At 69.2% G+C, this 23,505-nt stretch carries 24 protein-coding genes; 13 read left to right on the top strand and 11 right to left on the bottom strand.

Going from position 1 to position 23,505, the window contains the following annotated elements:
* Positions 1-160 precede the first annotated feature (160 nt).
* Complete coding sequence (locus tag ACFXHE_RS06680) at positions 161-847, top strand: TetR/AcrR family transcriptional regulator (RefSeq protein WP_379380588.1); 687 nt, start codon at positions 161-163, stop codon at positions 845-847.
* Here the strand turns inward: ACFXHE_RS06680 and ACFXHE_RS06675 are convergent.
* Positions 844-1,437, bottom strand: a complete 594-nt coding sequence (locus tag ACFXHE_RS06675; protein WP_379380586.1) for a TetR/AcrR family transcriptional regulator — start codon at positions 1,435-1,437, stop codon at positions 844-846. The genes ACFXHE_RS06680 and ACFXHE_RS06675 overlap by 4 nt on opposite strands.
* Before the next feature lie 93 nt (positions 1,438-1,530).
* Between ACFXHE_RS06675 and ACFXHE_RS06670 the strand changes: the two genes are divergently transcribed.
* Both ACFXHE_RS06670 and ACFXHE_RS06665 read left to right on the top strand, forming a co-directional pair.
* Entirely contained in the window at positions 1,531-2,262 is a 732-nt protein-coding gene (locus tag ACFXHE_RS06670; RefSeq protein WP_379380584.1) for an alpha/beta fold hydrolase, read from the top strand.
* 120 nt (positions 2,263-2,382) lie between these two features.
* Positions 2,383-2,763 carry a PPOX class F420-dependent oxidoreductase gene (locus ACFXHE_RS06665; RefSeq protein WP_379380582.1) on the top strand — a complete coding sequence of 127 codons (381 nt, stop codon included), beginning with the start codon at positions 2,383-2,385 and terminating at the stop codon, positions 2,761-2,763.
* A 78-nt stretch (positions 2,764-2,841) separates the two neighbouring features.
* On the opposite strand, the gene ACFXHE_RS06660 is transcribed toward ACFXHE_RS06665, so the two are convergent.
* Both ACFXHE_RS06660 and cobN read right to left on the bottom strand, forming a co-directional pair.
* Positions 2,842-3,381: a hypothetical protein gene (locus ACFXHE_RS06660; protein WP_379380580.1), complete on the bottom strand. Its 540-nt coding sequence runs from the start codon at positions 3,379-3,381 to the stop codon at positions 2,842-2,844.
* A gap of 348 nt (positions 3,382-3,729) precedes the next feature.
* A complete protein-coding gene (gene cobN / locus ACFXHE_RS06655; RefSeq protein WP_379380578.1) occupies positions 3,730-7,365 on the bottom strand; it encodes a cobaltochelatase subunit CobN in 3,636 nt (1,211 codons plus the stop codon).
* Positions 7,366-7,664: 299 nt separating this feature from the next.
* On the opposite strand from cobN, the gene ACFXHE_RS06650 reads away from it, so the two are divergent.
* The 3 genes from ACFXHE_RS06650 (at position 7,665) to ACFXHE_RS06640 (ending at position 10,202) form a co-directional block, all read left to right on the top strand.
* Positions 7,665-7,919 carry a hypothetical protein gene (locus ACFXHE_RS06650; RefSeq protein ID WP_379380576.1) on the top strand — a complete coding sequence of 85 codons (255 nt, stop codon included), beginning with the start codon at positions 7,665-7,667 and terminating at the stop codon, positions 7,917-7,919.
* 284 nt (positions 7,920-8,203) lie between these two features.
* A complete protein-coding gene (cobG, locus tag ACFXHE_RS06645) occupies positions 8,204-9,403 on the top strand; it encodes a precorrin-3B synthase (protein WP_379380574.1) in 1,200 nt (399 codons plus the stop codon).
* Between the two features lie 247 nt (positions 9,404-9,650).
* Entirely contained in the window at positions 9,651-10,202 is a 552-nt protein-coding gene (locus ACFXHE_RS06640) for a hypothetical protein (protein WP_379380572.1), read from the top strand.
* Here ACFXHE_RS06640 and ddaH read toward each other — a convergent pair.
* On the bottom strand, positions 10,171-11,043 hold the full coding sequence (gene ddaH / locus ACFXHE_RS06635) for a dimethylargininase (RefSeq protein ID WP_379380570.1): 873 nt from the start codon (positions 11,041-11,043) through the stop codon (positions 10,171-10,173). The two genes, ACFXHE_RS06640 and ddaH, sit on opposite strands and share 32 nt — an antisense overlap.
* A gap of 154 nt (positions 11,044-11,197) precedes the next feature.
* Here ddaH and ACFXHE_RS06630 point away from each other — a divergent pair, with 154 nt between their 5' ends.
* The 4 genes from ACFXHE_RS06630 (at position 11,198) to ACFXHE_RS06615 (ending at position 14,610) form a co-directional block, all read left to right on the top strand.
* Positions 11,198-11,635 (top strand): Lrp/AsnC family transcriptional regulator, encoded by a 438-nt coding sequence (locus ACFXHE_RS06630; protein ID WP_379380569.1) that lies wholly within the window; start codon positions 11,198-11,200, stop codon positions 11,633-11,635.
* Between the two features lie 129 nt (positions 11,636-11,764).
* Positions 11,765-12,400: a precorrin-8X methylmutase gene (locus ACFXHE_RS06625; protein WP_379380567.1), complete on the top strand. Its 636-nt coding sequence runs from the start codon at positions 11,765-11,767 to the stop codon at positions 12,398-12,400.
* On the top strand, positions 12,397-14,028 hold the full coding sequence (cobJ, locus tag ACFXHE_RS06620) for a precorrin-3B C(17)-methyltransferase (RefSeq protein WP_379380565.1): 1,632 nt from the start codon (positions 12,397-12,399) through the stop codon (positions 14,026-14,028). The genes ACFXHE_RS06625 and cobJ overlap by 4 nt, the downstream gene beginning before the upstream one ends.
* A 36-nt stretch (positions 14,029-14,064) precedes the next feature.
* The gene (locus tag ACFXHE_RS06615) at positions 14,065-14,610 is read left to right on the top strand and encodes a PadR family transcriptional regulator (protein WP_379380563.1); all 546 of its coding nucleotides are present in this window, start codon (positions 14,065-14,067) and stop codon (positions 14,608-14,610) included.
* Between the two features lie 7 nt (positions 14,611-14,617).
* Here the strand turns inward: ACFXHE_RS06615 and ACFXHE_RS06610 are convergent, their stop codons facing one another.
* From ACFXHE_RS06610 to cynR, 5 genes are all read right to left on the bottom strand, one after another.
* Positions 14,618-15,364 (bottom strand): cobalt-precorrin-6A reductase, encoded by a 747-nt coding sequence (locus tag ACFXHE_RS06610; protein ID WP_379381385.1) that lies wholly within the window; start codon positions 15,362-15,364, stop codon positions 14,618-14,620.
* On the bottom strand, positions 15,361-15,936 hold the full coding sequence (locus tag ACFXHE_RS06605; protein ID WP_379380561.1) for a hypothetical protein: 576 nt from the start codon (positions 15,934-15,936) through the stop codon (positions 15,361-15,363). The genes ACFXHE_RS06610 and ACFXHE_RS06605 overlap by 4 nt, the downstream gene beginning before the upstream one ends.
* A 198-nt stretch (positions 15,937-16,134) precedes the next feature.
* Entirely contained in the window at positions 16,135-16,890 is a 756-nt protein-coding gene (locus ACFXHE_RS06600) for an aspartate/glutamate racemase family protein (RefSeq protein ID WP_379380559.1), read from the bottom strand.
* A gap of 26 nt (positions 16,891-16,916) precedes the next feature.
* Complete coding sequence (locus ACFXHE_RS06595; RefSeq protein ID WP_379380557.1) at positions 16,917-18,464, bottom strand: NCS1 family nucleobase:cation symporter-1; 1,548 nt, start codon at positions 18,462-18,464, stop codon at positions 16,917-16,919.
* A gap of 189 nt (positions 18,465-18,653) precedes the next feature.
* Positions 18,654-19,541: a transcriptional regulator CynR gene (cynR, locus tag ACFXHE_RS06590; protein ID WP_379380555.1), complete on the bottom strand. Its 888-nt coding sequence runs from the start codon at positions 19,539-19,541 to the stop codon at positions 18,654-18,656.
* A 208-nt stretch (positions 19,542-19,749) separates the two neighbouring features.
* On the opposite strand from cynR, the gene ACFXHE_RS06585 reads away from it, so the two are divergent.
* Complete coding sequence (locus ACFXHE_RS06585) at positions 19,750-20,220, top strand: nuclear transport factor 2 family protein (protein ID WP_379380553.1); 471 nt, start codon at positions 19,750-19,752, stop codon at positions 20,218-20,220.
* Positions 20,221-20,306: 86 nt separating this feature from the next.
* Here ACFXHE_RS06585 and ACFXHE_RS06580 read toward each other — a convergent pair whose 3' ends face one another.
* Together ACFXHE_RS06580 and ACFXHE_RS06575 are read right to left on the bottom strand one after the other, a co-directional pair.
* Positions 20,307-21,077, bottom strand: coding sequence for an isocitrate lyase/phosphoenolpyruvate mutase family protein (locus ACFXHE_RS06580; protein ID WP_379380551.1), 771 nt, complete (start codon positions 21,075-21,077; stop codon positions 20,307-20,309).
* Between the two features lie 199 nt (positions 21,078-21,276).
* Complete coding sequence (locus ACFXHE_RS06575) at positions 21,277-21,837, bottom strand: MarR family winged helix-turn-helix transcriptional regulator (protein WP_379380549.1); 561 nt, start codon at positions 21,835-21,837, stop codon at positions 21,277-21,279.
* A gap of 184 nt (positions 21,838-22,021) precedes the next feature.
* Here ACFXHE_RS06575 and ACFXHE_RS06570 point away from each other — a divergent pair, with 184 nt between their 5' ends.
* Positions 22,022-22,459, top strand: a complete 438-nt coding sequence (locus tag ACFXHE_RS06570; protein WP_379380547.1) for a nitroreductase family deazaflavin-dependent oxidoreductase — start codon at positions 22,022-22,024, stop codon at positions 22,457-22,459.
* 119 nt (positions 22,460-22,578) lie between these two features.
* Positions 22,579-23,502 carry an NADP-dependent oxidoreductase gene (locus ACFXHE_RS06565; RefSeq protein WP_379380545.1) on the top strand — a complete coding sequence of 308 codons (924 nt, stop codon included), beginning with the start codon at positions 22,579-22,581 and terminating at the stop codon, positions 23,500-23,502.
* Positions 23,503-23,505 lie beyond the last annotated feature (3 nt).

Genomic DNA, 23,505 nt, shown 5'->3' with positions numbered 1-23,505 from the left:
TCAACGCCCCCTTCACCCCGCCCGCCCCAAAGCCGACGAGCTGACCCGAGCCCGCACCGGGTCCGCCCCGTCATCGCGGGCCCGGCGCTCCCCACCGGCCGGGCGCCTCTCGCGCCCGGCCGGTGATCGGGTGAAACACTCTCTGGGAGATACTCATTCGATGGGTAACGACGACATCGCGCCGATCACCGGGGACGGCATCCGCGACACCGCCGCCGACGGCTCTCGTGACACCGCCGCGGTGGCGCATCTGGAGCTCACCCAGCGCCGCTTCCCCGAGGGCCAGCGCCGGATCTTCCTGGCCGCCATCGACGCCTTCGCCGAACGCGGCTTCCATGCCACCACCACCCGCGACATCGCCGCTCGCGCCGGGCTGAGCCCCGCGGGCCTGTATGTGCACTTCGGCTCCAAAGAGGAAGTGCTCTATCGCATCTCGCTGTCGTCCATGCGCCTGACCCATCAGGTCGCGGTGGCCGCGTCCGCCGGTTCCGGCAGCGCCGCCGACCATCTCAGCGCCGTGGTGCGCGATCTGACCGTCTGGCATGCCGAGCACGCCGCCTCGGTGCGCGTGGTCCTGCACCACATGACCGACCTGACCCCCGAGCACCGCTCCGAGGTCGTCGACCTCCAGGTCGCCATTCACCGCCTGGTCCGCGATCTCGTGAGCCAGGGCCTCGCCGACGGCGTCTTCGACGTCTCCGACACCAATGCCGTCACGCTGGCGCTGATGTCGCTGTGTGTGGACACCGCTCGCTGGTACCAGAAGGACTATCGCCGTTCCCCCGAGGAGATCGGCGCCGACTACGCGGCGCTCGCGCTGCGGATGGTCGGGGCGAATCCCGCCTAGCCCGCCCGGCCGGCCGCGGGCAGGCCTTCCATCACCAGATCGACTGCGCCGCTGAGATATTCGGGCGTCAGAGGCTCGCCGCGCAGCAGCAGCCGGAACCAGATCGCGCCGGCGAGCAGGTCCATGATCGCCGCCGGATCGCAGGTCGCGGCCAGTTCACCCCGGGCCATCGCGCGCCGGAACACCGGCTGCTCGCGGCCGAGCCGGTCGGCGAAGAACGATGCCCCGACGGCCGCCAGGTGCGGGCGCGCCGGGGCGGCCGCCAGCACGGCGATCGCGATGGGTGCGGTCGCCTCCGCGGTCAGCAGCCCCGCGATCGCCTGCGCGAGGGCCAGCAGATCGCCCCGCAGGCTGCCGGTGTCCGGCACCGGGAAGGCCAGTACGTCGGAGTCGATGAGCGCCGCGGCCAGAAGCGCGTCCTTGGCCGGCCACCACCGGTACAGCGTCGTCTTGTTCACCCCCGACCGTTCGGCCACCGCCTCCATGGTCAGCCCGTCATAACCCTTGGCCGCCAGCAGGTCCAGGGTCGCCCCGAAAATCGCCTCGGCCTGTCGCGGCCTGCCCGCCGATCGCCGTCCCGGTGTCGTCACTCCCCCAAAATACAACACAACGTTGCGTTGTGTTTCCTGCGCTGCTTTCATGGAAACGCAACGCAGCGTTGCATTTCGATTCGGGAGGTAGTCATGACGAGAACGCCGGTCCTGCTGGTCCACGGCATTCGGCTGAGCAGCACCTGCTGGGTGGAGGTGGCCGAGCATCTCACCCCGCAGCGCCCGGTCCTGGCGATCGATCTACCCGGCCACGGCACCCGCAGCGGTGAGCGCTTCACGCTGCCCGGGGCGGTCGAGGCCGTGCGCGCGGGTCTCGATCGACTCGGCGGATCCGCACTGGTCGTCGGTCATTCCTTGGGCGGCCTCACCACCATCGCGGCCGCGGCAGCCCATCCGGACCAGGTAGCGGGCGTGATGCTCGCGGGCGCCACCCTGGTCCCCGGGCCCGCGCTGGCGACCCCGTTCCGGCTCATGCATCGCGTCCTGTCGTCCCGGCCCGACGGCGGACAGGCCCTCAGCGAGAAGGTCTTCGACCGTGCGGTGCCGCCCCGGGTGGCCGCGGCGATCGCTCGCGGCGGCATCGCCACCGAGGTGATTCCGGATGTGCTCGCCGCCGTGACCGGTTTCGATCCGGTTGCCGCGCTGGCGACCTACCGCGGGCCGGTGCGCCTGATCAACGGCGGTCACGACCACTTCCGTCTGGGCGAACAGCGTTTCGTGCGTGCCTGCGCGAACGGCCGGCTCCTGATTGTGCCGGGCGCGGGCCACTATCTGCCGCTCACGCATGCCGCGACGTTCGCCGACCTGGTCGCAGACTTCGCGGCGGCGCGAGACGCCGCCCGCGAAGCCGTCTCCGCGCACTAGGCGCCGAACGGGTCAGCCTCGCCGGTCGGTTCGCGACCCACGGACGGACCCGGCCGGGATCCCCGCCCACGACGCGGCGCGTGATCCGCGTCGCCCGCCGGTTCCGGATAGGCTGCGGAGGTGGACAACCCGTTCGGGCCCGTGGGCACCGCGAACTACGTCAATCTCGTCACCTACAAGAAGGACGGCACGCCGGTCGGCACGCCGGTGTGGGCTGCGCTCGACAACGGCCGCCTCTATGTCTGGACCGTCACCGACAGCTGGAAGGTCAAGCGCGTCCGCCGCAATCCCGAGGTCACGGTGCAGGCGTGCGATCTGCGCGGCAAGACCCGCGGCGAGATCGTGAAGGGCAGCGCGACCGTGCTCGACGCGGCCGGCACCGAGCGGGTGCGCGATCTCATCAAGCGCCGCTACGGCATTCAGGGCTGGCTGGGCATCACCCTGAGCAAGCTGCGTCGCGGCAGTGCGGGCACCATCGGCATCGAAATCGTTCCGGCGTAACGGTATTCGCGCACGGCACGGCCGCCGGACCGGCTCACCCGGTCCGGCGGCCGTGCGTGTTTCCGCCCCGGGTTCGAGCTACGGTTGATCCCCGGCGATGATCGCGCCGAGGAGTCCGCCGACACCGCAGCCGACAATGGCGCCGATCAGGAAGAACCACACCCCGATCACCGCGCCGACCACGCAGCCGATGAGTGCCCCGGCCACGATCGACCCGGCGCTCGCCACATTCTGCAGAGCCGCGACATCCGCGTTCGGTACGGCGATATCGGCCGGATCCGACGGCCGCACCGTCAATTCGGTCCCGGCCACATTCACCTCGGGTATTACGTCGAGGGTGCGGTCGGCGGTCCGATAGACCAGCGGCAGTGCGGCGATGGTCTCCCCGGTGGGCGCGACGATGTTCACCGTGCCGTCGGTGAGCTCGAAGTGGCCCGCGGTGAGCGTGGTGGTGACCGCGCTGCGGTCCTGGGCCAGCGCGATGGAGTAATCGACACCTCGGTCGGCGCCGCTGATTCCGGGGGCGGCGACGGCGGGTTCACCGTGCGCGGTCACCGTGGCGATGCACAGGGCGGCGACGGAAAGCAAAGCGGTAGCGGCAATTCTGGCAATTCTCATGATGGTTCCCTGCGATCGAAGAGCCGATTCACCGCAGGGCCGAGCAGACGCATCCATGGGATGCGCCGGAACACTGCAACGCGACTTCGCATACGCGAGGGCGCGGCGAATCGGGGAAATTCCCACATCGAATTATCTGACCCGGCAACGCCTTTGGCACGTCACCGGGTGACCCGGTGCCTGGTGACGAGTACGAAGTCCGCCCCGAACGCGACACCGGGACGATTCTCATGATCCCCTCAGGCTGGAGGGCAGGGAAGACCGAGGTGCCGGGGTTGTCCGCCCTTGTCCTGCGCGTCACCCCGGCATGCCGCGACCGATCGAACAGACCGGTCGAATCGAATTCGATTACTCCAGTTCGCCTTCGGTTTCCAGATAGATCTGCCGCAGCCGATCCAGGGTGTCACTTTCGGGCTGTTCCCAGAGTTTCCGCTCCGCCGCCTCCAGCAGGCGCTCCGCAATACCGTGCAGCGCCCAGGGATTCGACCGCTCCATGAACTTCCGATTGGTCTCGTCGAAAACATAGGATTCCGCGAGCTTTTCGTACATCCAGTCGGCGACCACATTCGTGGTGGCGTCATAGCCGAACAGATAGTCGACGGTGGCGGCCATTTCGAACGCGCCCTTGTACCCGTGCCGGCGCATGGCCTCGAGCCAGCGCGGATTCACCACGCGCGCCCGGAACACCCGGGTGGTCTCCTCGGACAGGGTGCGGGTGCGCACCGCGTCCGGGCGGGTACTGTCGCCGATGTAAGCCTCGGGATTCTTGCCGGTCAGCGCGCGCACCGCCGCGACCATGCCGCCGTGGTACTGGAAATAGTCGTCGGAGTCGGCGATGTCGTGCTCGCGGGTGTCGGTGTTCTTGGCCGCCACCGCGATTCGCCGATACGCCGTGCGCATGTCGTCCGCGGCGGGCGCGCCGTCCAGGTCACGGCCGTAGGCGAAACCGCCCCAGGCCGTGTACACCTGCGCCAGATCGTCGTCGGTGCGCCAGCTCTTGGAGTCGATGAGCTGCAGCAGGCCCGCACCGTAGGTGCCCGGCTTGGACCCGAAAATCCGTGTGGTGGCCCGGCGTTCGTCCCCGTGCTCGGCCAGGTCGGCCTGGGCGTGGGCACGGACATAGTTGGATTCGGCGGGCTCGTCGAGCTCGGCGACCAATCGCACCGCGTCGTCCAGCAGCGCCAGCACATGCGGGAAGGCGTCCCGGAAGAAGCCGCTGATACGCACGGTCACGTCGATGCGCGGCCGGCCCAGCTCCTCGAGCGAGACGGCCTCGAGCCGGGTGACGCGGCGGCTGGCCTCGTCCCACACCGGCCGCACGCCCAGCAGCGCGAACACCTCGGCGATATCGTCGCCGGAGGTGCGCATGGCCGAGGTGCCCCACACCGACAGGCCCACCGAGCGCGGGTACTCGCCATGGTCGGCCAGGTACCGTGCGAGCAGCGAATCCGCCATGGCCTGACCGGTTTCCCAGGCCAGCCGCGACGGCACCGCCTTGGGGTCGACCGAATAGAAGTTCCGGCCGGTCGGCAGCACATTGATCAGGCCGCGCAGCGGCGATCCGCTCGGCCCGGCCGGAATGAAGCCGCCGTTGAGCGCGTGCAGGATTCGCGAGATCTCGACGCCGGTCTGCCGCAGCCGCGGCACCACCTCGGTCGCCGCGAACCCCAGCACCTTGCGCACCTCGGTCAGGCGGGCCGGGACCTCGGTGATCCCGGCCGCATCGGCGAGCTCGCCGTCCAGCAGGGTCTCGCTGACCGCGTCGACGGAGTCGACATCCCAGTCGACCTCCTGCATGGTCAGCACCAGTTCGCGCGCCAGCTTCTCGAACGCGTCCACCCGTTCGCGGGCCTCGTCCCCGGATTCGCTGAGCCCCAGCGCTTCTCGCAGCCCGGGGACATTGACCTCGCCGCCCCACAGCTGGCGGGCGCGCAGCATGGCCAGCACCAGGTCGACCTCGGCCTCCCCCGCCGGGGCCTGGCCGAGAATGTGCAGGCCGTCGCGGATCTGCACGTCCTTGATCTCGCACAGCCAGCCGTCGACGTGCAGCAGCATGTCGTCGAAGGATTCCTCGTCCGGCCGCTCGGTCAGGCCCAGATCGTGGTCCATCTTGGCCGCGCGCATGAGCGTCCAGATCTGCTGGCGGATGGCGGGCAGCTTGGCCGGGTCGAGCGCGGAGATATTGGCGTGCTCGTCGAGCAGCTGCTCCAGACGCGAGATGTCGCCGTAGGTTTCGGCGCGTGCCATGGGCGGGATCAGGTGGTCGACCAGGGTGGCGTGGGCGCGGCGCTTGGCCTGGGTGCCCTCGCCCGGGTCGTTCACCAGGAACGGGTAGATCAGCGGCAGGTCGCCGAGGGCGGCATCGGTGCCGCACGAGGCCGACATGCCGAGGGTCTTGCCGGGCAGCCACTCCAGATTGCCGTGCTTGCCCAGGTGCACCACGGCGTCGGCGGCGAAGCCCTCGGGCGCGGCCAGCCACCGGTAGGCGGCCAGGTAGTGGTGGCTCGGTGGCAGATCCGGGTCGTGATAGATGGCCACCGGGTTCTCCCCGAACCCGCGCGGCGGCTGCACGATCAGCACCACATTGCCGAAACGCAGTGCGGCGATGACGATCTCGCCCTTCGGGTCCGCGGACCGGTCGACATAGAGCTCGCCCGGCGGCGGTCCCCACGCCTCGATGACGGCCGCGCGCAGATCCTCCGGCAGCGTCTCGAACCACCGCGTGTACAGGTCCGCGCCGATGCGAATCGGGTTGCCCTCCAGCTGTTCGGCGCTCAGCCAGTCCGGATCCTGCCCGCCCGCGGCGATGAGCGCGTGGATCAGCGCGTCACCATCGGCCTCTTCCAGACCCGGGATCTCCCCCGCCGCGCCGAGATCGTAACCGGCGAGCCGCATTTCGGTGAGCAGCCGGATGGCGCTGGCCGGCGTGTCCAGGCCGACCGCATTGCCGATCCGGGCATGCTTGGTCGGATACGCCGACAGCACCAGGGCGACCTTCTTCCGGTCCGCCGGAATGTGCCGCAGCCGCGCATATCGCACCGCGATGCCCGCCACCCGAGCCGCGCGCTCAGGATCGGGCACATAGGTCGACAGGCCGTCGGCGTCGAACTCCTTGAACGAGAACGGCACCGTGATGATCCGCCCGTCGAACTCCGGCACCGCCACCTGCGTGGCCACATCCAGCGGAGACAGGCCGTCGTCATTGGCCTCCCACTGCTCGCGGCCACTGGTCAGGCACAGGCCCTGCAGGATCGGCACATTCAGATCAGCGAGCGCGCCCACATCCCACGCCTCGTCGTCGCCGCCCGCCGACGCGGTCGCGGGCTTGGTGCCGCCGGCCGCCAGCACCGTCACCACGAGCGCGTCGGCCGTGCGCAGTTCGGCCAGCAGTTCCGGCTCCGCGGTGCGCAGCGAAGCGCAGTACACCGGCAGCGCCCGCGCGCCCTTGTCCTCGATGGCCGAACACAGCGCGTCGATGTAGCCGGTGTTCCCGGCCAGATGCTGGGCGCGGTAGTAGACCACCGCCACCGTCGGGGCGTCCGCCGCGACCGGGCGCGAATCCCGTTCCAGCGCACCCCAGCTCGGCATCTCCACCGGCGGCTCGAAGCCGTGCCCGGTGAGCAGCACCGTGTCGGACAGGAAGTTGTGCAGCTGCAGCAGGTTTCGCGGTCCGCCCGCCGCCAGGTAGTTGTGGGCGTCGGCGGCCACGCCGCCCGGCACGGTGGAGCACTCCATGAGCTCGGCGTCCGGCGCGATCTCACCGCCGAGGGCGACCAGCGGAATCCCGCTGGCGCGCACCGTCTCCAGCCCCGGCTCCCAGGCGCGCTTGCCGCCGAGGATGCGCACGATCACCAACTCGGCGCCGTCGAGCAGGGCGGGCAGATCCGCCGGCAGCAGGCGCGCGGGATTGGCGAGCCGATACGCGGCGCCGCTCGCACGCGCGCTCAGCAGGTCGGTATCGGAGGTGGACAGCAGCAGGATCACAGGTTTCAGGCCTTCCTAGGGTGACGCGCCCAGCACGGTACGGCGCCCGCCGGGAAGGTCTGACTGTCACAGTGGCGCGACCGCACCGGAATTGCACCGGATTCTTCCGTTCGACGAGCTCGCCGATGCTATCGCGCCGACTCCGCGGGGCCGGTATCGCGCCCGGATCACAGTGCGGCAAAGGCTCCTCCGAGCTCCTCCGAGACCAACTGGGCGCCGCGTACGCTGCCCGTATGCCAACCACTCCAGGATGGGTCAGGCGGAACCGCTTTGCTGCCTGGTCGGGATACTTTTGCGTATTGGTTGCCTTCGCAACGCTGGCCATGGCCCTCACGGCCGCCGGCACCGGTCACACCGAGTGGGCCATGCTCGCCGGCATCGTCTGCGCCGCGACCATGCTGTTCGGCATCACGGTCATGACCACCACCGTTCACCGCGACCACGTCGACAACCACAACGTCCCGAGCCTCCTGAACGACACCTGGGAAACCACCCCCGCCTTCGCCCGCCGCCGCGGCGCCCCCAGGGCCATCGAACCCCACCGTATGCGCTGACCCACCCGACCTTCCACCACGATTCCGGGGCTCACACCCCGGAATCTTTCTGTCCGGGGCGCGCGCCCCGCACCGCGTTCATTACTCCGCACCGCGTTCATCCCCTCGCTGAAAGACCAACTGCGGCTTCGCGATCCCCGCTCTTGGTTCGTCATGGACCGACGGGCACACAACACATGCCCAGATCGCAATATCTCTAGATGTGGATACTTATGGAAGCTGATCCGTCCCGTTCCCGGCCCGTAGGTGCCCGACCTCGGCGTCCTCCGTAGGCTGGGGGCGTCATGACGCGAACCGATCCCGATTCCTGCCCGGGCGTGCTGCGCCTGCATCAAGCGGCCGATGGTCCACTCGCTCGCATCCGGGTGCCGGGCGGACACCTCTCCCCCGGCCAGGTGCAGGCCCTGGCCGCCGCGGCCGTCGATCTGAGCGACGGCAATATCGAGCTCACCTCCCGCGGCAATGTGCAGTTCCGGCAGGTGCGGGATGCGGCTGCGCTCACCGAGCGGCTGACCGACGCGGGCCTGTTACCCAGCGCGACGCACGAGCGGGTGCGGAACATCGTCGCCTCGCCGCTGTCCGGGCGGGTCGGCGGGTGGACCGATGTGCATCCCCTGGTGCCGGCGCTCGACGAAGGTTTGCAGGCGCATCCGCGACTGGCCGACCTGCCCGGCCGGGTGCTGTTCACCCTCGACGACGGTCGTGGTGATGTCAGCGGACTGGGCGGGGATATCGGTGTGCACGCGCTCGACGAGAACACCTACGCACTCCTGTTGGCAGGCAAGGACTCCGGTATCCGCGTATCCCCTGCCGACGCGGTGGATCTCATGCTCGCCGCAGCGCACGGTTTCCTGGAGCTGCGCGACGGCCAGTGGCGGTTGCACGAGATCCCGGACGGCCGGGCCCGACTGACCGATCGCCTGCTGACCGCCCGGCCCGGCCTCGACGCGTCCGGTGATCTCCTCGAGCTGCCGGTGCGCCAGGACATTCCGATCGGCTGGCTGGATCAGGACGACGACAGGGTCGCGCTCGGCGCCGGCGTGCGCCTCGGCTCGCTGCCCGCCCGCACCGCCGAATTCATCGCCGCCGTCGAGCGTCCCGTGTTCCTCACCCCGTGGCGCAGCCTGGTCCTCACCGATCTCGACGAATGGACAGCCGAGCAGGTGGTCCGCGTCCTCGCCCCCATGGGTCTGATCTTCGACGCCAACTCCCCCTGGCTGCTGGTCAGCGCCTGTGCCGGCCGCCCCGGCTGCGCCAAGTCGCTCACCGACGTCCGCGCCGACGCCGCCGACGCCGTGGACACCGGCCGCGTAGTCCCCACCGGCGCACCACAATTCGCGCGCGAAGGCCTCGACGCCGATGACATCGTGGCCGCCGGCCGCCAGCACTGGTCCGGCTGCGACCGCCGCTGCGGCCGCCCCAAGGGCGCGGTCACCGACATCATCGCCACGACCGACGGCTACCGCATCGTCCCGTCCCCGTAGGCCGAGGTCGCCGTCACCGAGCACGAACCCGCGTCTGTCCCCCGCCGGGCCCGCCCGCGCCACCGGTCGACCCCGTCTGCCACCCCGGCAGCGCGCACCTGCCGGGCCGGGCCATTCGCACCGCCCTGCGGGCACGCTGCCCAGGCCGCACTACCACGAAGTCCCCGCTGGGCATGCCGCCGCAGGTTATCGCGCATGCTGGTAGTGGGTCCAAGGCAGCGGCGAGCATCGGAGACGGGAGGCGGTCATGGCTGTGCCGGAGCTCAGCGACGAAGAGATCGCGGCGATGTCGGACGATGAGCGGCGGGAACTGATCGGGCGTTTGCGGCTGCCGCCCGAGCGGGTGCTGCCGCGGCCGGAGGTGGTGCGGGTGCATCGGCGGGTTCGGTTGGCGCTCATGGTCGGCGGCTGTCTCGGGTTGATTCCGTGGATCGTGTACCTGGGGTTCTCGCTGCCGACGGAGTATCACGCGCACAACTGGCCGCTGGCCTGGATCGGATTCGACATCGCGCTGGTGCTGATGATGGCGACCACCGCCTACCTGGGCTGGCAGCGGCGGGTGGTGCTGCTGCTCCCCGCCTTCGGCACCGGGATCCTGCTGCTCGTGGACGCCTGGTTCGATATCGTGACCGCCGATGCCCGGGACGTGTGGGTGTCGGCGGGCACGGCGATCCTCGGTGAGATCCCGCTGGCGCTGTTGCAGATCAGCGGTGCGATCCTGCTGCTGCGCTTCCTGATCCTGGCGCACCCGCTGCACGATCCGGCGGTCAGTCCGTTCCGGACCCGGCTGCCGTTCTGACCCGGTGCAATTCGAGCGTGCAGCACTTCACACTGCCGCCGGACTTGAGCAACTCCGACAGGTCGATCCCGATCGGCTGGTAGCCGCGGGCCCGCAGCTGCTCGCCCAGGCCGACGGCCTTCTCGCTGAGGAAGACGTGGTAGCCGTCGCAGACGCCGTTGAGGCCCAGCACATTCGCGTCCTCCTCGTCGGCGATGAGGGCGTCCGGGTACAGGCCGGCCAGCAGCCGGGCGCTGGGCCCGCTGAAGGCGCCCGGGTAGTAGGCGATGGTGTCGTCGAGCACCATGAGCGCGGTGTCGAGGTGATAGAACCGCGGATCCACCAGATCCAGCGAGACGACCGGTAGTCCGAAGAACTCCGCCACCTCCTCGTGCGCGCCGGGGGCGCTGCGGAATCCGGTCCCGGCGAGGATCCGGTCGGCGGCGATGGCGAAATCGCCTTCGCCCTCATTGGTTTCGCGGGCGGCGGCCACCGTGGCGAATCCGCGGGCCGCCATCCACGCGTGGAAGGCCGGACCTTCCTGTGCGCGTTCGGGATTGGCGAAACGGGCCGAGAGCGCCCGGTCCCCGATGACGAGTCCGCCATTGGCGGCGAACACCATATCGGGTAGTCCGGCAATCGGTTCGATGACCTCGACCCGATGCCCGTGCGCCTCGTAGGCGGCGCGCAGCCCGTCCCACTGGGCCAGGGCCAGGGCGCGGTTCACCGGGTCGGAGGCGTCCATCCACGGATTGATGGCGTAGGTGACGTCGAAGTGTTCCGGACGGCACATGAGATAACGGCGGGGAACGGGCAGGCGGGCGGCGGGATCACGGGCGGGCAGCGTGGCTACGGACGTCAACGAGACTCCCTCGGAAGCGGCGCGGACTGGGCTGATCTGAAGGTAGGTGGCGTACCGTTGCGCTCGAAATAGCGAATCGTTGCGCTGATCTCCGGATTAGTGGCGATTCGTTGCGTGCCACCCATGCGTGCGCATCATTGCGAAAGGGGCGAGCATGGACGAGCTGGACCGGCAGATCCTGGCGCATCTGCTCAAGCACGCGCGCGCCTCGTTCCAGGACATCGGCTCCGAGATCGGCCTGTCCGCGCCCGCGGTCAAGCGGCGGGTCGACAAGATGGTGGCGGGCGGGCAGATCACCGGCTTCACCGCGGTCGTGAACCCGGCCGCGCTGGGGTGGCGCACCGAGGCGTACGTCGAAGTCTTCTACCGCGACAACATCTCCCCCGCCGAACTGCGCCGCAGCCTCGAACCCATTCCGCAGGTGGTCGGGGTGTGGACGATCGCCGGTGAGGCCGATGCCCTGGTGCACGTGATGGCCACCGATATGGCCGAGATCGAGGCGACCGTCGAGCGTATTCGCGAGAACGCGCGGGTCGGGCGCACCCGCAGCAATATCGTCATGTCCCGGCTGCTCGAACGGCCCCGCACGTGATCCGGCCCGGCCGTGAACGGTCCACTGTGCCAGCTGAACCCCGTCGCGAGGCGGCCCGAATCCGGTCGCCAGGTGCCGGCGCACGACCCGCTCAGCGCGGCCCCGACGGCGAAATCTAGGGTGGACTCCATGTCCGACGTGCGTGCCAGCTACCTCAAAGACGGGGCCGAGATCTATCGGCGCTCGTTCGCGACCATCCGGGCCGAGGCCGATCTGACCAGGTTCCCGGCGGATGTGTCGCAGGTGGTGGTGCGCATGATCCACGCCTGCGGGCAGGTGGATCTGGCCGGTGACGTCGAGTTCAGCACCGATGTGGTGGCCAAGGCGCGGGCCGCGCTGCAGGGCGGCGCGCCGATCCTGTGCGACGCCAAGATGGTCGCCTCGGGCGTGACCCGCAAGCGGCTGCCCACCGGCAACGACGTGCTGTGCCTGCTCGACGATCCCCGGGTGCCGGAGCTGGCGGCCCGCATGGACAACACCAGATCGGCTGCGGCGCTGGAACTCTGGAGCGACCGGCTGGACGGTGCGGTGGTGGCGGTCGGCAATGCGCCGACCGCGCTGTTCCACCTGCTGGACATGCTGGACGCGGGCGCGCCCCGGCCCGCCGCCGTGCTCGGCATTCCGGTCGGGTTCATCGGGGCCGCGGAATCCAAGCAGGCCCTGGCCGACTACGGCGGTGTCGAATTCCTGACCGTGCGGGGCCGGCGCGGCGGCAGCGCCATCACCGCCGCCGCCCTCAATGCGATTGCGAGCGAACAAGAATGAGCAAGCTCTGGGGTGTCGGGCTCGGACCCGGCGATCCGGAACTGGTGACGGTCAAGGCCGCGCGGGTCATCGGCGAGGCCGATGTCATCGCCTTCCACAGCGCCCGCCACGGCCGCAGCATCTCCCGCGCCATCGCGGCCCCCTACATGCGTGCGGGTCAGCTCGAGGAGCACCTGGTCTACCCGGTGACCACCGAGACCACCGATCACCCGGGCGGCTACCAGGGCGCGATCGACGAGTTCTACGAGCGCGCGGCCGGGGTGCTGGCCGGCCATCTCGCCGCGGGCCGCACCGTCGCCCTGCTCGCGGCCGGTGACCCGCTGTTCTACAGCTCGTTCATGCACATGCACCGCCGCCTGGCCGACCGCTTCGATACCGAGATCATCCCGGGCGTGACCTCGGTCAGCGCCGCCTCCGCCGCTCTGGGCACCCCCCTGGTGGAAGGCGACCAGGTCCTCACCGTGCTGCCCGGCACCATGCCCACCGAGGAACTCACCCGCCGCCTGCGCGAAACCGACGCGGCCGCCATCATGAAGCTCGGCCGCACCTACCCCGGTGTCCGCCAGGCTCTTTCCGACTCCGGGCGCCTCGACGACGCCTACTACGTCGAACGCGCCAGCTCGACCCGCCAGCGGGTGCTGCGCGCCGCGGAGGTCGACGAAGCGAGCGTCCCTTACTTCGCGATCACGATAGTGCCGGGCCCCGAACCCGCCACGCGGATCGCGCTCACGCCCGACAGTGCGCCCACATCCTCCGAAACAACCGGTGCCACTACGGTTTCCGGTATCACCCCCGCGACGAACGGGCGGCCGGGGACCGCAGCCGCCCACTCCCCCGCAGCGGCCCTCGCCGGGGGCGAACCCGGCCCGGCGCAATCGGGACAGGTCGGCGAGGTCGTGGTAGTGGGTCTCGGTCCGGGCGCGGAGGTGTGGACCACGCCGGAGGTTCGGCAGGCGCTGGCCGAGGCGACCGACATCGTCGGGTACGCCACGTACGTGAACCGGGTGCCGGTGCGTCCGGGGCAGCGGCGGCATGCCAGTGACAATCGGGTCGAATCCGAGCGCGCCGGAATGGCTCTGGACATGGCCAAGCAGGGCGCGAAGGTCGTGGTCGTCTCCTCCGGCGATCCGGGTGTGTTCGCCATGGCGGCGGCGGTGATCGAGGAGTCGGCGGATCCGCAGTGGCGGGAGGTGCCGGTGCGGGTGCTGCCCGGCGTGACCGCGGCCAGTGCGGTGGCCAGCCGGATGGGCGCGCCACTGGGGCACGATTTCGCCATGATCTCGCTGTCGGATCGGCTCAAGCCGTGGGAGACGGTGGCGCAACGGATTTCGGCGGTGGCGTCGGCGGATATGGCGTTCGCCGTGTACAACCCGGCGTCGTCGCAACGCACCTGGCAGGTGGCGGCCATGCGCGATCTCGTGCTCGAGCATCGCAAGCCGCAGACGCCGGTGGTGGTCGGCCGCGATGTGGGCGGCCCGGCCGAGTCGGTGCGGGTGGTGACGCTGGCGGAGCTGGATCCGGCCGAGGTGGACATGCGGACCCTGTTGATCATCGGCGCGTCGACCACCACGGTGTTCGACGCGGCCGGTGGACCCCGGGTGTTCACGTCGCGCCGCTACGGAGACTAATATTCCACTGTAGAACGTAGGCTGGAAGGAGTGCCGGTGCCTGAAGACAATGCTCGACGCCCGCTCAACTCGACGGCCGCGTCCCTACTCGGATTCCTCCACCAGGGCGAACTGTCCGGGTGGGATCTGGTGGCGCTGGCCCAGGACCGTATCGGCGACTTCTGGACCATCACCCAGAGCCAGGTCTATCGCGAACTGGCCACCATGCACCAGCACGGACTGGTGGACAAGGGTGCGGCCGGCGCCCGCGACCGCACCCCCTACCGGATCACCGAGGACGGCCGGGAGGCCTTCGCCGAATGGATCGCCCGCGATCCCGGCGCGGAGACCATCCGGGTGCCGCTGCTGCTGACCCTCTCCTTCGGCGAGTTCGTCGACCCCCAGCGGCTCGAACGCATCGTCGCGACCGGCCGCACCGTCCACGAGCAGCGCCTGTCCGGCTACCTGTCCGGCCACGACGAGCAGCGCATGTCGCCCTACGAGCGGGCCACCCTGGATTTCGGCATCCGCTACGAGCGCGCGGTGCTGGAGTGGTTCGATCGGCTGCCGGAGCTGCTCGACCGCACCAGCCGCCTGTCCTGAGCCCCGGCTAGCTTCCCGTTCCACGCCGGGCAAGCAGCCAATCCCAGGCTGCCGCAACGGTTTCCACTTGCTCCGCGCCCGCGGGCAGCGGCGGCCGGTCGATCATCACGACCGGTATGCCGAGCTCGCGCGCGGCGGTGAGTTTGGCCTCGGTCAGCGCTCCCCCGCTGTCCTTGGTCACCATGACGTCGATGCGCTGTTCGGTCAGCAGCACGGCCTCGTCAGCGACACTGAATGGCCCACGGGCGAGGAGCAATTCGTGATCGACCGGCATCGCCCCGTCGGGCGGGTCGATGGCCCGGATCAGGAACCACGCGTCCGAGTGCGCGAACGCGGCCACGCCCTGGCGGCCGATGGTGAGGAAGACTCGTTTCCCCAGGGCCGCGGCGGCTTCCGCCGCGAGCGCCAGGTCCGGAACGCGCATCCATCGATCCCCGGGCTGCTCGGTCCATCCCGGCCGCCGCACGTGCAGCACCGGTATCCCGAGACTCGCGGCCGCGGCCGCGGCATTGGCGGTGATTCCCCCGGCGAACGGGTGCGTGGCATCCACCGCGACCTCGATTCCATTGCCGCGCAACCACTCCCGCAGACCGGCGACGCCCCCGAAGCCCCCCAAGCGCACCTCGCCGACCGGCAGTACGGGGTCGCGCACGCGCCCGGCGAGCGAGGACACGATGTCGAATCCTCGCTCGCCCGACGCGATATCGGCGAGTTCCCGGGCTTCCCGGGTGCCGCCGAGAATCAGCGTTTTCAGGGCTGCCCGCTGAAATAGGCCGAGCCCGAGTCGATCAGCGGCTGGCCGCCGGCGATCAGCAGTCCGATGATCGCGCCGGGAATCGCGCCGATCCCGAACAGGAAGGCGCCCAGGATGCCGCCGATGATGCCGCCCAGCGCGGCGTGCTGCAGCTGACCGAAGAAGTCGGCCTGCGAGTCGATGTCCTTGGCGGTCGACACCGGCGCCGAGACCGGGGTCAGGGTCAGCTGGGTGCCCGCGGTGTCGATGGCGGCGGTGAGGCCATACTGCTTGCCCGCCAGCGTGCCGTTCAGCGGCACCTGGGTCACCACATCGCCGGCCTGGTTCTTCAGGAACACGGTCTGGCTGGCCGTATCCAGGCTGAACCGGCCGCCGGTCACCTGGGTGACGATGTCGTTCGCGTCGGTGAGCGCCACGCTGTAGTCGACGCCCTGCTGGTTGCCGTGCAGCGTCGACGGGGACTGCTCCACCGCCGGGGCGGGGTCGACGGGGACGGCGTAGCCGGTGCCCGCGGCGATACCGGTCGCGGCGGCGGCAATGAATGCGGTGGCCACGAACTTTGTGTACTTCATGGAAGTCATCGATCTCCAAATAGTCTGAATCGAACCCGATAACAATCGGGTCACGGGGATTCACACTACCGTTGAGTTACGCACGTTTCACTCTGAATGCCTCGCGCGCGGAGCCGCTTTCATGCCAATGACCCATTTGAGCAGCGCACGGACGCGTGCATTCCCCGCGATATCGCCGGGAACGATACCGCGCGAGCGTCAGGCGCGAAGGGTGGACAGCAGCTCGGCAGCGGCCCCCGACAGCGGCCAGCCGGTGACCGTCTTCGGGCGCGGCGCCGCGAAGGTCCGCACCTTGGAGGTCGACAGACCGAGCGCTACAAGCGATTCCGCGAGCTTGACCGCAGCGCTCACACCATCCACGACGGGCACACCGCAGCGCTCGGCGATGCGGCGGTCCAGGCCCGCCATGCCGCCACAGCCCAGGCAGATGACCTCCGCGCCGTCCTCGCGGACCGCACGCTCGGCCTGGTCGACGACGGCGACGACCGCCGCCGCCGGATCTTCTTCGAGGGCCAGCACCGGCAGGCCGCTCGCGCGGACGGACGCGCAGCGTGCGTCCAGGCCGGCGAGTTTGAGCCGGTCGGCGATCATCGGCACGGCCCGGTCGAGGGTGGTCACGACCGAGTAGGCGTGGCCGAGCAGCATCGCCGTCATGGCGGCGGCCTCGGTGATGTCGACGACGGGGACGTCGAGCAGCTCCTGCAGGCCCTCGCGCCCGTGCTCGCCGTAACCGGCCTGCACCACCGCGTCGAACGGCTCCGGGTAGTTGACGACGGCGTCCATGACGCCGACCGCCGCGAGGTAGCTCTCGAAGTTGCCCTCGACCGATTCGGCGCCGAATCTCGGTGTGAGACCCACGATCTCGGTACCCTCGGCTGCGACCGCGCGGGCCTGGGCGGCGATGGCGTCGGTCATCGACGCGGTCGTGTTGACATTGACGACGAGAATCCGCATATCGGATTACCTCCCGGATAGTGGGTTCAGTGGGTGCACTCGACGGCGATCGGCTCGCCCGAGACGTCCTCGAACGCGGCCTTGCGGTCGGCGATCAGGAGATGGATCAGGGCGCCGGATCCGGCGCCGATGAACCACGCGAACGGTGACACCGCGTCGAGCGCGGGAACGAACGCGACCAGCAGCGACACCGCCGCGGCCGGGACGAAGGCGCCCAGGGCGCGCGGGTTGACGCCGCCCCGATAGAAGTACGCGCTCGCCGGATCCTCGCTGTAGAGCGCGGGGACGTCGATGCGGCCGCGGCGCAGCAGCCAGTAGTCGGCCATGATGATGCCGTACAGCGGGCCGAGCAGCGCGCCGAGCCCGCCGAGGAAGTACTCGATGACCGCCGGGCTGTTGTACAGATTCCACGGCAGGATGACCAGTCCGATGATGCCGCTGACCAGTCCGGCACGGGCGAAGTTCAGCTTCCGGGGAAACAGGTTGGTGAGCGCGTAGATCGGCGCGACGAAGTTCGCCATCAGATTCACCGCCACGGTCAGGACCAGCAGCGCCAGCGACGCCAGCACCAGCAGGGCGGTATTCGGGATGGCGTGCACGATGTCGGCGGGACTCGCGATCACCCGGCCATCGATCTTGAACTGGCCGCCGGCCATGACGACGACGATGGCGCCGAAGAACAGCACGTTGATCGGGATGCCCCAGAAGTTGCCCCGCACAATCGAACCGGGGCTTTTCGATGCCCGGGTGAAGTCACAGAAATTGAGGACGAAGGTCGCGTAGACGGCCACCCACAGCGCCGCTCCGGCGAAGATCTCGTGCCACATGGCGAACCCGGTCAGCGGGTGGTCGACCGACCAGGCGATCGAGCCGCCCGCCTTGGTGAAGACCCACACCGCGAGCGCGGCCATGGTGACGAGGATGACCGGACCGGCGAACGCCTCGTACTTGCGGATCATCTCCAGTCCCCGCTGCGCGAGGAAAGTCTGTACGGCCCACAGGGATCCGAAGGCGATCCAGCCCAGCGTCGACAAGCCGAGGATCGAGTTGTGGTCCCAATCCGCCGCACCGGGCGCGAGCGCGATGATCAGAACGCGCAGCACCAGTGAGGCCAGATAGGTCTGGATGCCGAACCACGCCACGGCGACACCACCGCGCAGCAGCGCCGGAATCTGCGCGCCCCGCACGCCGAACGCGATCCGGGTCATCACCGGGAACGGGACGCCGGTCCGGTAGCCCATGAACCCGGTGATGCTGAGCAGCACGAACAGCAGCGCCGAGCCCAGGCCCAGCGCCACCAGGATCTGCCAGCCGCCCAGGCCGAGTGCGAACAGCCCCAGCGCGAAGCCGTAATTGCCCAAGCTGTGCACGTCATTCGCCCACAGGGTGAAGATGCTGTAGCCCGACCAGCGCCGGCCGGCGCGTCGGGTGGGAGCCAGATCCCGGTTGTAGAGGCGGGTGCTCAGGCCGGGCGCGAAGGCGACGCCGGCCGCGTCCGCCGGGCGGGGATTCGCCGCGATCGCACTGTCACCCACCGGCGATACGAGCTGGGCGGTGTCGTCGGGAACCAGCATGGGTAGATCCTCGATTTCGCATGGCGGAAGGAGTTTTCCAGCGCGTGCTGGCCTCCGAGTGTCTGTTGACACAACACCGATCGTCAATCGGCCCGCCCCGTCCTGTTCACACTCACCATTGCCGTGACCGGCGGGTATAGACCACACCGATACCGGCCATCGGCAGAACGTCTGACCGGCAGGCGGGATTCACACGGCCTGGCGGGCGCTCCAGTCCCGGGCGAGCCCGAAGAAAGCGCGCGCGGCCGCGGTGCGATACGCGTTCTCGCGGCAGAGCAGAACCGCGATCCGGGTCGGCAGCGGCGGATCCAGCGCCACGGCCGTCAGGCGCGGATGATCGCGGGCGATGCCGTCGGGCAGGATGGTGGCGAGCGCGGTGAGCTGAACCGCCTCGATGACGGCGTGAATCGAGTTGGCCTCCACCAGGATTCGCGGGCTCACACCCTGCTCGCGAAAATAGGCGTCGATGTGCAGCCGGGTGACGAATTCCCGATTGAGCAGGGCGAGATCGTATTCGGCGAGCTTCGCCGCCGGCAGGCGCGAGCGCGCAGTCCAGCGATCGGCGCCGACCAGGCTCAGCGTCTCGGTGAACAGGGTGGCGGCCTCGATGCCCGGCAGGTGCCCGCCCGCGAACCCGATCCCGACGTCGATATCGTCGGCCAGCAGCCCGGATTCGATCACGTCCTGATTGGTCTCGCGAATATCGAGAGTGATCCCGGGATGCCGGGCGCGCAATTCGGCGATGAGCGGCCCGATCAGATAGGCCGCGAAAGTCGGGGTGTACGCCAGCCGCAGATGCCCGCGCGACAGATCCTCGACATCGTGCACAGCCCGATCGGCGGCATCGAGTTCGGCCAGCGCGAGCCGAGCATGCCGGGCATACACCTCCCCCGCATCGGTGAGCCGGACAGCACGCCCGGTCCGATCCAGCAGCGGCGCACCCACCAGCCGCTCGAGCTGACGAATCTGCTGCGAGAGCGTGGGCTGCGAAACATGCAAATCCTCCGCAGCGCGTGTGAAACTCCCATGCTCGGCCACGGCGAGCAGATACCGCAGATGGCGCAGCTCCGGAGTCACCCACCGACTATAGATCAAGCCAATCGGCCCATCCCCAGCTGTGACCCAGGCACTATAGCCCCAGCTCACCCTGCTGAGGTGCGCCCCTTCCGCTCTTCAATGGAAGGCAGCGTCGACCCGGCAGGCTAGAGGGTGTGAACGGTCCTACTCACCGGAACCGAACAGCGGAAGCGGTTTGTCCGGTGCAGGGCGGGCTTAGTTTGAGCGCATGAGGAATGAAGCACTCGAGGCGATTCGGGCAGTCAAATATCGGTATCTGCGCACGCTGGATCTCAAACTGTGGGACGAATTCGGCGACACTCTGTGCGAAGATGTCACCGCCGCCTACGGGTCGCCCTCCGGTGAGATGCCTGCGGAGTTCAAGGGTCGTGAGCAGATCGTGGAGTACATGCGTGGTGCGCTGGGCGGCAATATCATCACTGTCCACGTCGTGCACCATCCGGAGATCACTGTCGATGGCGAATCCGCCACCGGCAGTTGGTGTCTGGAAGACACCGTGATCTTTCCCGAACACAGCAGCATCATTCGAGGCGCCGCCTATTACAACGACACCTATCGCTGCGAGGACGGCGTCTGGCGGATCGAACGCACCAGCTACGAACGCATTTACGAATCCACCATGTCCACGGAAGGACTGCCCGGATACGCCCTCACGGCGAATCGCTGGGCACCGGCGTGACCCGGCCGCCACTCCGATCGGGTCATCACCGCGGCACAGTCGCCCATCAGGCTCCGGGATCCGCGTTCGCCAGGTGAGGGTGCGGTTCAATCCTCTTCCGGCGGAGTGGGTATCAGGGTGGCGATGTCTCCATAGGTTGTCGCCGGTTCGACTCGGCCGCCGTCGCGGACCGTGCGTGCGGCGGTCACGGCCGCGTCGAGGGCGGCGCGGTAGAGGAGGGAACCGGTGCTGACGCGTTTGACGCCGAGGCGTGCCAGTTCGGCGAGGGGGCGTTGGGCAAGGACGTTGAGCGGCACGGGAATTGCCCGGACCAGAGCGGTGATGTCGTCGTCGCGGATGACGCCGGGGACGAAGATGCCGTCGGCGCCGGCGTCGACATAGCGGTGCGCGCGATCGAGGGTGGTGTCGTGGTCGCGGCCCAGCCAGTAGGTGTCGACGCGGGCGTTGACGAACAGTCCGGGCGCACCGTCCTTGAGTCCGCGGACCAGGTCGGCGTGTGCGCGGGCATCGCCCACCGCGTCCTCCACGTTCACCCCGGCGACGCCCAGGTCCCACAGTCGCGCCGCCAGTTCGCGCGGGTCGGCGCCGAACCCGGATTCGATGTCGACGGTCACCGGAACCGGGAGCCGCACGAGTGCGCCTGCCAGCGCGAGGGTTTCGTGCAGCGTCGATCCGGCCTCGTCCGGCAGTCCGTGCGCCGCGGCCACGCCGAGACTGGTGGTGCCGATCGCCGGGTACCCGTCCGCGACCAGCGCGGCCGCCGTGGCGAAATCCCAGGCATTGGGCAGCAGCAGCGGCTCGTCCTGATAGTGCAACTGGTGGAAGCGCGAAAGCGGCGGTACCGGAAGATCCAACATGATCATCACGCTAGAGCCGGAAAGGTTCGGCAGGCACCGAAGTGTGGCGCACGAAGAGTCGGGCTCCCAGTCCGAATAGGCTCGGCCCGTTGGCAATCCCTGTCGCCAGGGCGAATGCCCGAACCGATGCCGTAGTGGTGGCCGGCGGATTCGCCGAGGTTGCGGCATCAATGGACATGAGGCGATCACCGCCGTGTCCTCAAGAAGCTGATTCGAGCGATTCCTCTGCCGTGTAGTGCTCGAGACCGGCTGGTGTCGCGTGGGCGCCGGGAGCCTTTGCCGGGTCATCCAGTCCGCCCGGGTAGTGCTCCGCGGTGAAATGGCGATCGATCGTCCGGGCGATGTCGGTGAGGGCATCGAGTTGTTCCGGGGAAAGCACGTCCGCGAAGCAGTGGCGAATACCCGCCACGTAGGAGGGCCAGGCGGCCTGGAAGGCGGCGCGGCCCGCATCGGTCAGGACGACGTCGTAGCCCCGGGCGTCACCCTCACTGGGCGCGCGCACGACCGTGCCGCGCGTCTCCATCCGAGAGACCTGGCGGGAGAGGCGGCTTCGTTCCCACTGCAGGGCGGCGGCCATATCGCGGGCGCGCAACCGGTGCCCCGGGGTATTGGACAGCCTGAGCAGGATCACGAAATCCGCCTCGGTCAACCCGAAGTCGCGGACCAGCATGCGGGCCAGCACCACGTTGATCTCGATGCGCATGTGCTGGAACGCAACCCAGGCGCGGGTCTCCGGCTCGTTCAGCGACTCCTGATCCATGACAGGGAGCCTACCCGGGATCGCCCTTTTTGTTGACATGTAACTCTCTGGCGACCTACAGTGGTTTTGTTTACATAGCAACAAATAGGCCGCATCGTTCGGCAGGGAGTTCGCACTGTCGCCGCCGACGGCCGGCCACTCGATCCCGGCGTACGCCAGGGACCGTGAACGACAGGAGTTCGACATGAGCGAGGCGCTCGACTGGAACGCACAGACGATCGCGGAGTTTCGAGCGAACGACGGCAAGGTCGGCGGAGTATTCGTGGGTGCGCCGATCGTCCTGCTGCATCATCGCGGCCGCAAGAGCGGACGGGAGTATGTCAGCCCGGTGATGTACCTCCCGGACGACACCGAACCGGACATCATCTACGTCTTCGCCACCAGGGGCGGAGCGCCCACCAATCCCGACTGGTACTACAACTTGACCGCCGCCGGCGACGGACGCATCGAACGCGGAACCGAGGCGTATCGGGTGACGGTACGCGAAGTGCCCGGTGCTGAGCGCGATCGCATCTACGCCGAGCAAGCGCGGCGGTATGCGGGCTTCGCCGAATACGAACGCCAAACCGCCGGCGTGCGCACCATTCCCGTTCTCGAACTCCGCCCTGCGGGAACGGAATAGCCGCCATGTCCGCGTCATCGAATACGGCCGGCCCGGTCCTCGTGGTCGACGCTACCGGTCAGTTGGGATCCCGGGCCGTCGGCGACATGACGCGCCGAACCGAAGGAGAGTCGAAGATCATGGCAAAGGCAGTCAGGTACAACGAGTTCGGCGGAATCGACGTGCTGCGGGTCGACGAGGTCGAACGCCCGGTGCCCGGCGACGGGCAGGCCCTCGTCCGGGTCAGGGCGGCCGGCATCAACCCCAGCGAGGCGGTCATCCGCACCGGAGCGCTGGCCGATATGTTCCCCTCGACATTCCCCTCCGGGCAGGGCAGCGATCTCGCCGGGGTCATCGAGGAGGTCGGCACCGGTGTGGGCGGATACTCCCCCGGCGACGAGGTGATCGGATTCTCGGAGAACCGGGCCGCCCAGGCCGAGCTGGTCCTCGTCGAGGCCGTCAACCTCACCCGCAAGCCGGAGCGCGTCCCATGGGAGGTGGCCGGCGGCCTGTACGTCGCGGGTGTAACCGCATGGGGCGCAGTGCGTTCCGTTCGGCTCACGCCGGGCGAGACCGTCGTCGTCTCCGGGGCCGCCGGGGGTGTCGGCTCGCTCGCCGTCCAGCTCGCGCGCCGTGCCGGGGCCACGGTCATCGGCCTGGCGAGCGAGAGCAACCACGAGTGGCTGCGCAGCCGCGGCGTGATCCCGATCGCGTACGGCGACGACGTCGCGGACCGGATCAAGGCCGCCGCCCCCGGCGGTGTCGACGCCTTCATCGACACCTTCGGCAACGGGTATGTCGAGCTGGCTCTCGCCCTCGGCGTCGCGACCGAGCGGATCGACACCATCGCCGATTACGCCGCAGCCGCGCGGTACGGGGTGAAGACCGACGGCGGAGCGGAGGCCGGGCCCGGCGGCGCGATACTCGCCGAGCTGGCCGGCCTGATCGCCGACGGACACCTCGAAGTCCCGATCGCGAACGTCTACCCGCTGGCACAGGTCCGCGAGGCCTACACCGAACTCGAACGCCGCCACACCCACGGCAAGATCGTCCTCAGGCCCTAGTCG

Origin of the sequence: Nocardia sp. NPDC059229, assembly GCF_042754165.1 — a bacterium.
In the GTDB taxonomy this organism is placed as follows: domain Bacteria; phylum Actinomycetota; class Actinomycetes; order Mycobacteriales; family Mycobacteriaceae; genus Nocardia.
This window is presented reverse-complemented; position numbering and strand designations above follow the sequence as displayed.

What these genes read in the sequence shown, in the direction of transcription:
- ACFXHE_RS06680 (WP_379380588.1), top strand. Translation starts at nt 161, where the DNA reads ATGGGTAACGACGACATCGCGCCGATCACCGGGGACGGCATCCGCGAC.
- ACFXHE_RS06670 (WP_379380584.1), top strand. Translation starts at nt 1,531, where the DNA reads ATGACGAGAACGCCGGTCCTGCTGGTCCACGGCATTCGGCTGAGCAGC.
- ACFXHE_RS06660 (WP_379380580.1), bottom strand. Translation starts at nt 3,381, where the DNA reads ATGAGAATTGCCAGAATTGCCGCTACCGCTTTGCTTTCCGTCGCCGCC.
- cobG (WP_379380574.1), top strand. Translation starts at nt 8,204, where the DNA reads ATGACGCGAACCGATCCCGATTCCTGCCCGGGCGTGCTGCGCCTGCAT.
- ACFXHE_RS06640 (WP_379380572.1), top strand. Translation starts at nt 9,651, where the DNA reads ATGGCTGTGCCGGAGCTCAGCGACGAAGAGATCGCGGCGATGTCGGAC.
- ACFXHE_RS06630 (WP_379380569.1), top strand. Translation starts at nt 11,198, where the DNA reads ATGGACGAGCTGGACCGGCAGATCCTGGCGCATCTGCTCAAGCACGCG.
- ACFXHE_RS06625 (WP_379380567.1), top strand. Translation starts at nt 11,765, where the DNA reads ATGTCCGACGTGCGTGCCAGCTACCTCAAAGACGGGGCCGAGATCTAT.
- cobJ (WP_379380565.1), top strand. Translation starts at nt 12,397, where the DNA reads ATGAGCAAGCTCTGGGGTGTCGGGCTCGGACCCGGCGATCCGGAACTG.
- ACFXHE_RS06605 (WP_379380561.1), bottom strand. Translation starts at nt 15,936, where the DNA reads ATGAAGTACACAAAGTTCGTGGCCACCGCATTCATTGCCGCCGCCGCG.
- ACFXHE_RS06600 (WP_379380559.1), bottom strand. Translation starts at nt 16,890, where the DNA reads ATGCGGATTCTCGTCGTCAATGTCAACACGACCGCGTCGATGACCGAC.
- ACFXHE_RS06595 (WP_379380557.1), bottom strand. Translation starts at nt 18,464, where the DNA reads ATGCTGGTTCCCGACGACACCGCCCAGCTCGTATCGCCGGTGGGTGAC.
- ACFXHE_RS06585 (WP_379380553.1), top strand. Translation starts at nt 19,750, where the DNA reads ATGAGGAATGAAGCACTCGAGGCGATTCGGGCAGTCAAATATCGGTAT.
- ACFXHE_RS06580 (WP_379380551.1), bottom strand. Translation starts at nt 21,077, where the DNA reads ATGTTGGATCTTCCGGTACCGCCGCTTTCGCGCTTCCACCAGTTGCAC.
- ACFXHE_RS06575 (WP_379380549.1), bottom strand. Translation starts at nt 21,837, where the DNA reads ATGGATCAGGAGTCGCTGAACGAGCCGGAGACCCGCGCCTGGGTTGCG.
- ACFXHE_RS06570 (WP_379380547.1), top strand. Translation starts at nt 22,022, where the DNA reads ATGAGCGAGGCGCTCGACTGGAACGCACAGACGATCGCGGAGTTTCGA.
- ACFXHE_RS06565 (WP_379380545.1), top strand. Translation starts at nt 22,579, where the DNA reads ATGGCAAAGGCAGTCAGGTACAACGAGTTCGGCGGAATCGACGTGCTG.